This window comes from Pseudomonas sp. P5_A2_2, from assembly GCF_054177685.1.
This window is the reverse complement of record NZ_JBGCUL010000220.1, coordinates 1-6,224: the sequence shown is the minus strand read 5'-3', so window position 1 is coordinate 6,224 and position 6,224 is coordinate 1. Positions and strand designations below refer to the sequence as shown.

The window sequence follows — 6,224 nt, the reverse complement described above, 5'->3', positions numbered from 1 at the left end:
AGGTACAACGCCACTGGCGCGCCAAGGCCGCCAAGACCGACGATCAATACGCGGCTCTCCTTGAGCCGCAACTGGCCGTCGATATCGATGTGTTGCAGCAGAATCTGCCGGCTGTAACGCAGCAATTCCTGATCATTCAGCACGGCAGGCGCCCCAGACTGATGCGTTGGTGACCGCCCAGATCGGTGCGGCTGTGGACTTCTTCAAACCCGCGGGTCAGCAGCAAATCGCGGACCGCCTCGGCCTGATCATAGCCATGCTCGAGCATCAGCCAGCCGCCAGCATCGAGATGGTCCGGTGCCTGGGCGACGATCAGACGCAGATCGTCGAGCCCGTCGACACCGGCCACCAGGGCGCTGGCCGGTTCGAAGCGCACATCGCCCTCGACCAGATGTGGATCGGTCGCTGCGATGTAGGGCGGATTGCTGATGATCAGTTGAAAACGCTGACCTTCCAGGGCGCTGAACCAATGGCTGCTCAGTACCTTGGCGTTATTCAGATGCAGACGCTGGCGATTGCGTTCGGCCAGGGCCACGGCTTCCAGAATCCGATCCACGGCAGTGACGCTCCAGGCCGGACATTCGCTGGCCAGGGCCAGGGCAATCGCGCCGCTGCCGGTGCCAAGGTCAAGTACTTTGGCCTGTGTGGCCGGCAACAGTTCCAGCGCGGCTTCCACCAGCAATTCGGTATCCGGGCGCGGGATCAGCGTGTGCGGCGCCACTTCCAGATCCAGTTTCCAGAAACCCTGCTGGCCGAGGATATAGGCCACTGGCTCCCCGCTGCGGCGGCGTTGCAAATATTCGGCGAACGTCAGCGCCGCTTCGCTCGGCACGATGCGCTCCGGCCAGGTGTGCAGGAAACTGCGGGACTTGCCCAACGCCGCCGCCAGCAGCAATTCGGCATCCAGACGCGCCGTGGGCGAGTCGGGTAAGTCGGCGGCGCGCAACAAACTGGCAATGATCGTCATTTACTCACCTATCGCTGCCAGTTGATCGGCCTGGTACTCGGCCAGCAACGGCTCGATCACCGCCTCGACACCGCCGGCGAGGATCTCGTCGAGGGAATACAAGGTCAGGTTGACCCGGTGGTCGGTGACCCGGCCCTGGGCAAAATTGTAGGTGCGGATGCGCTCGGAGCGATCACCGGAACCAACCAGCAACTTACGCTCACTGGCAATGGCGTTGGCCGCAGCGGAGGTCTGTTGATCGTTCAGCTTGGCCGACAACCAGGACATCGCCCGGGCGCGGTTCTTGTGCTGCGAACGTTCTTCCTGGCACTCGACCACGATGCCGGACGGCAAGTGCGTGATGCGGATCGCCGAGTCGGTCTTGTTGACGTGCTGGCCACCGGCGCCGGAGGAGCGATAGGTATCGACGCGCAGGTCGGCCGGGTTGATCTCGATCGCTTCTTGCTCGTCCGGTTCGGGCAATACTGCCACGGTGCAGGCCGACGTGTGGATGCGGCCTTGGGATTCGGTCGCCGGAACCCGCTGCACGCGGTGCGCACCGGACTCGAATTTGAGCTTGCCGTAGACGTTGTCGCCCTCGACCCGGGCAATCACCTCTTTATAGCCGCCGTGTTCACCCTCGTTTTCCGAGAGGATCTCCACMCGCCAGCCACGGCGCTCGGCGTAACGCGAATACATGCGGAACAGGTCGCCGGAGAAAATCGCCGCCTCGTCGCCGCCGGTGCCGGCACGGATTTCGAGGAACACGTTGCGCCCGTCGTTCGGGTCCTTGGGCAGCAGCATGCGCTGCAAGTCGGCTTCGAGCGTGACCAGGCGTTCCTTGGCCTCGCGGACTTCTTCCACGGCCATTTCACGCATGTCCGGGTCGCTGTCCTTGAGCAGTGCCTGGGCACCTTCGAGGTCATCCTGCACTTTCAGCAATTCTTTATAGACGCCCACGATCGGTTCGACTTCCGCGTACTCCTTGGAATAGGTGCGGAACTTGTTCTGATCGGAAATGACCTCGCCATCGCCCAGCAGGGCGGTCAATTCCTCGAAACGGTCCTGGAGGATATCCAGCTTATTGAGCAGTGACGCTTTCATTGCGGTTTTTTATCCGAAAAGCTATCCGATGAGCCCTCACCGAGGGCAAAGAGTTCCTGGGCCATCGCCAGCGCATCGAGGCGACCTTCGGCAGAGAGCTTTTTCAACTGCACGCTCGGTGCGTGCAACAGTTTGTTGGTCAGCCCGCGGGCCAGTTGCACCAGCACCTCTTCGGCGCTGGTGCCGTTGGCCAGCATGCGCTGGGCCTTKTKCAATTCTTCGTCGCGCAGGCGTTCGCTCTGTTGACGATAGGCCTTGAGCACGTCCACCGCTGCCAATTCACGCAGGCGGACCATGAAGTCTTCGGCGCCGACCGAGACCATCTCTTCGGCAGCCTGGGCTGCGCCCTGGCGGCTCTTGAGGTTCTCGGCGACCACTTCGTGGAGATCGTCGACGCTGTAGAGGTAAACGTCGTCCAGTTCGCCGACTTCTGGTTCGATGTCGCGCGGAACGGCGATATCGACCATGAAGATCGGTTTGTGCTTGCGCAGTTTCAAGGCGCTTTCCACTGCACCCTTGCCCAGAATCGGCAATTGGCTGGCAGTGGAACTGATGACGATATCGCTGCGCACCAGCTCCGCCGGAATATCCGACAGCAACACCGCATGAGCACCGAACTGTTCGGCCAGAATGCTGGCGCGCTCCAGGGTACGGTTGGCCACCACGATACGCTTTACGCCCAGTTCATGCAGATGGCGGGCGACCAGGGTGATGGTCTCTCCGGCGCCGATCAGCAAGGCCTGGCTGCGTTGCAGGTCGCTGAAAATCTGCTTGGCCAGGCTCACCGCGGCAAACGCCACCGACACCGGGTTCTCGCCGATGGCTGTGTCGGTGCGCACCTGTTTGGCCGCATTGAACGTGGCCTGGAACAACCTCCCGAGCAACGGCCCGATGGTGCCGGCCTCGCGGGCCACGGCATAGGCCGACTTCATCTGGCCGAGAATCTGCGGTTCGCCCAACACCAGTGAGTCGAGCCCGGAAGCCACCCGCATCATGTGACGAACTGCCGCATCATCTTCATGCACATAGGCGCTTTCGCGCAGCTCGTCGTAGCTCAAATGATGATATTCGGCCAGCCAGCGCAGCACGATGTCCGCCGACAGGTGATCCTGTTCTATATAGAGTTCACTGCGATTGCAGGTGGAGAGGATCGCAGCTTCGCGGCTGTCGGTGAGTCGGCAGAGCTGCTGCAAGGCCTCAACCAGCTGCTCAGGGGTAAAAGCCACGCGCTCGCGGACGTCTACTGAAGCAGTCTTGTGGTTAATACCGAGTGCAAGGAAGGCCATTCAAAGTCGCTGATGGTGACGTGAAGCCGGTAATTGTCCTACTTCAACGGAATCAGAACAACCACTCGATATCTATCGCTTCGGTAGATGGTATCCACGTTGCGAGCGGTTCTCGTTTACAGGGCAGCCAGGCGTTGTCGGATCCGCTGTGCGGGTAAATTGGCGGGCCGGTTATGTTTGGCCGAAAGCTTGTGTCATGATGATCCGACCGCAGGTTAGTCGTCCTCTTCCTATATGAATAGATCTTCCGCGTTGCTCCTCGCTTTTGTCTTCCTCAGCGGCTGCCAGGCCTTGGCACCCGTTTCACCGGACGCTACGTCGCCGGTTGAAGACAGCACCCCGACCCCTGAAAAGCCCAAGGTCTACAGCTCATTCAGCGAGGAAACCATCTTCAGCCTGTTGAGCGCCGAACTGGCTGGCCAGCGCAATCGTTTCGACATTGCCCTGGACAACTATGTGACCCAGGCCATCAACACCCAGGATCCGGGTATTTCCGAGCGGGCATTCCGTATCGCCGAATATCTGGGCGCCGATCAGGCAGCCCTGGACACCGCGCTGATCTGGGCCAAAAACGCCCCCAACGACCTCGAAGCGCAACGCGCCGCCGCCGTGCAGCTGGCACGCGCCGGGCGTTATGACGACTCCATGGTCTATATGGAGAAAGTCCTGCAAGGCAAGGGCGACACGCATTTCGACTTCCTTGCGCTGTCCGCGGCCGACACCGACCAGGACACCCGCAACGGATTGATGAAAAGCTTCGACCGTTTGTTGCAGCGTCATCCGGACAACAGCCAGCTGATTTTCGGCAAGGCGCTGCTGATGCAACAGGATGGCGATACCAAAGGCGCGCTGAAGCTGCTGGAAAACCATCCGCCGGACGACGGCGAAATTGCCCCGATTCTGCTGCGTGCACGCCTGCTGCAAACCCTGAATCGCGGTGACGAGGCCTTGCCGCTGCTGCAAAAAAGCATCAAGAAATACCCGGACGACAAGCGTCTGCGCCTGACTTATGCGCGGATGCTGGTTGAACAGAACCGTATGGACGACGCCAAGGCCGAGTTCTCGAGCCTGGTTCAGCAATACCCGGAGGACGACGAACTGCGTTACTCCCTGGCACTGGTCTGCCTGGAAGCCAAGGCCTGGAACGAGGCCAAGGGTTACCTGGAAGACCTGATCGCCCGGGAAAGCCACGTCGACTCGGCGCACCTGAACCTCGGCCGCATCGCCGAAGAACAAAACGACCCGCAAGGCGCCCTGATCGAATACGCCAAGGTTGGCCCGGGCAGCGACTTCCTACCGGCGCAATTGCGTCAGGCCGACATCCTGATGAACAACGGCAGGACCGCCGAAGCACAAAGAAAGCTGGCCGCAGAGCGCGATGAGCAGCCGGATTATGCGATCCAGCTGTATCTGATCGAAGCCGAAACCCTGTCCGCCAACAATCAGGGCGACAAGGCCTGGAAAATTCTGCAACAAGCCTTGCAGCAATACCCGGACGACTTGAATCTGCTCTACACCCGAGCCATGCAGGCGGAAAAACGCAATGACCTGGCGCAGATGGAAAAAGACCTGCGCACGATCATCAAGCGCGACCCGGACAATGCCATGGCGTTGAACGCACTCGGCTACACCCTGTCTGACCGCACCACACGCTACGCCGAAGCCAAGGCCCTGATCGAACAGGCGCACCAGATCAGTCCGGAAGACCCGGCGGTACTCGACAGCCTTGGCTGGGTGAATTACCGCATGGGCAATCTGGACGAAGCCGAGCGCCTGTTGCGTCAAGCCCTGGATCGTTTCCCMGATCAGGAAGTCGCCGCTCACCTGGGCGAAGTCCTGTGGGCCAACGGCAAACAGCGCGAAGCCAAACAGGTCTGGAGCAAGTTCCTCAAGGAACAACCCGACAGCCCGGCCCTGCGCGGCACCATCAAACGCCTGACCGGATCAGAGACTCTTTAAGATTATGTTTTTGCGCCATTTCATCGCTTTCAGTTTTATCACCCTGCTCGCCGGTTGCGCGGGCCTGGGTCCCCGCGAATCAGTCGAGGGTCACGGCAACCCCGCCCAATGGCGAGAGCACAAACAGCAACTTGCGAGCCTCGATGGCTGGCAGATCGACGGCAAGATCGGCATTCGCGCACCGAAAGACTCAGGCAGCGGCACGCTGTTCTGGTTGCAGCGTCAGGATTACTACGACATTCGCCTGTCCGGACCACTGGGCCGTGGCGCAGCTCGCCTGACCGGACGTCCGGGCAAGGTGTCGCTGGAAGTCGCCAACCAGGGACGCTACGACGCACCGAATCCGGAAGTGCTGCTCGAAGAACAGTTGGGCTGGAAATTGCCGGTGTCCAACCTGGCCTGGTGGGTGCGCGGGCTCCCGGCTCCGGACAGCAAAAGCCGTCTGACGCTGGATGGCGACAGTCGTTTGGCCACTCTCGAACAGGACGGTTGGCAGGTCGAATACACCGAATACACCCAACTGAACGGTTACTGGCTGCCCGAACGGATCAAACTGCATGGCACCGACCTGGATGTCACGCTGGTGATCAAGGCTTGGCAACCGCGCAAATTGGGGCAGTGAAATGCCAGACAATCGCCTGACACTGCCTTCGCCAGCCAAACTCAATTTGATGCTGCACATCCTGGGGCGCCGCGAAGACGGCTACCACGAACTGCAAACGATGTTTCAGTTTCTCGATTATGGTGACGAGATCACCTATGCCCTGCGCGATGACGGTGTCATTCAATTGCACACCGAATTCCCGGGCGTTCCCCACGACAGCAACCTGATCGTCAAGGCCGCCAGAAAACTTCAGGAGCAATCCGCTTGCTCGCTGGGCGTCGACATCTGGATCGAGAAAATCCTGCCCATGGGCGGTGGTATCGGT

7 protein-coding genes are annotated in these 6,224 nt (G+C 60.5%); 3 read left to right on the top strand and 4 right to left on the bottom strand.

What is annotated here, in order from left to right:
- The 4 genes from ACXRVY_RS14520 to hemA all read right to left on the bottom strand — a co-directional run.
- Positions 1–143, bottom strand: a 143-nt coding sequence (locus ACXRVY_RS14520) for a ThiF family adenylyltransferase (protein WP_458237635.1), incomplete at its 3' end; no start/stop codon positions are given.
- Positions 137–967, bottom strand: coding sequence for a peptide chain release factor N(5)-glutamine methyltransferase (gene prmC / locus ACXRVY_RS14515; RefSeq protein WP_223461125.1), 831 nt, complete (start codon positions 965–967; stop codon positions 137–139). The genes prmC and ACXRVY_RS14520, both read right to left, overlap by 7 nt.
- Entirely contained in the window at positions 968–2,050 is a 1,083-nt protein-coding gene (prfA, locus tag ACXRVY_RS14510; RefSeq protein ID WP_223461123.1) for a peptide chain release factor 1, read from the bottom strand.
- On the bottom strand, positions 2,047–3,336 hold the full coding sequence (hemA, locus tag ACXRVY_RS14505) for a glutamyl-tRNA reductase (RefSeq protein ID WP_458237634.1): 1,290 nt from the start codon (positions 3,334–3,336) through the stop codon (positions 2,047–2,049). Before hemA ends, prfA begins: the two co-directional genes overlap by 4 nt.
- A gap of 234 nt (positions 3,337–3,570) precedes the next feature.
- Between hemA and ACXRVY_RS14500 the strand changes: the two genes are divergently transcribed.
- The 3 genes from ACXRVY_RS14500 to ACXRVY_RS14490 form a co-directional block, all read left to right on the top strand.
- Complete coding sequence (locus ACXRVY_RS14500) at positions 3,571–5,295, top strand: tetratricopeptide repeat protein (protein ID WP_223461119.1); 1,725 nt, start codon at positions 3,571–3,573, stop codon at positions 5,293–5,295.
- A 4-nt stretch (positions 5,296–5,299) separates the two neighbouring features.
- Positions 5,300–5,917: a lipoprotein insertase outer membrane protein LolB gene (lolB, locus tag ACXRVY_RS14495; RefSeq protein ID WP_223461116.1), complete on the top strand. Its 618-nt coding sequence runs from the start codon at positions 5,300–5,302 to the stop codon at positions 5,915–5,917.
- A gap of 1 nt (position 5,918) precedes the next feature.
- The coding region (locus tag ACXRVY_RS14490) for a 4-(cytidine 5'-diphospho)-2-C-methyl-D-erythritol kinase (RefSeq protein ID WP_458237633.1) at positions 5,919–6,224 on the top strand (306 nt) is incomplete at its 3' end.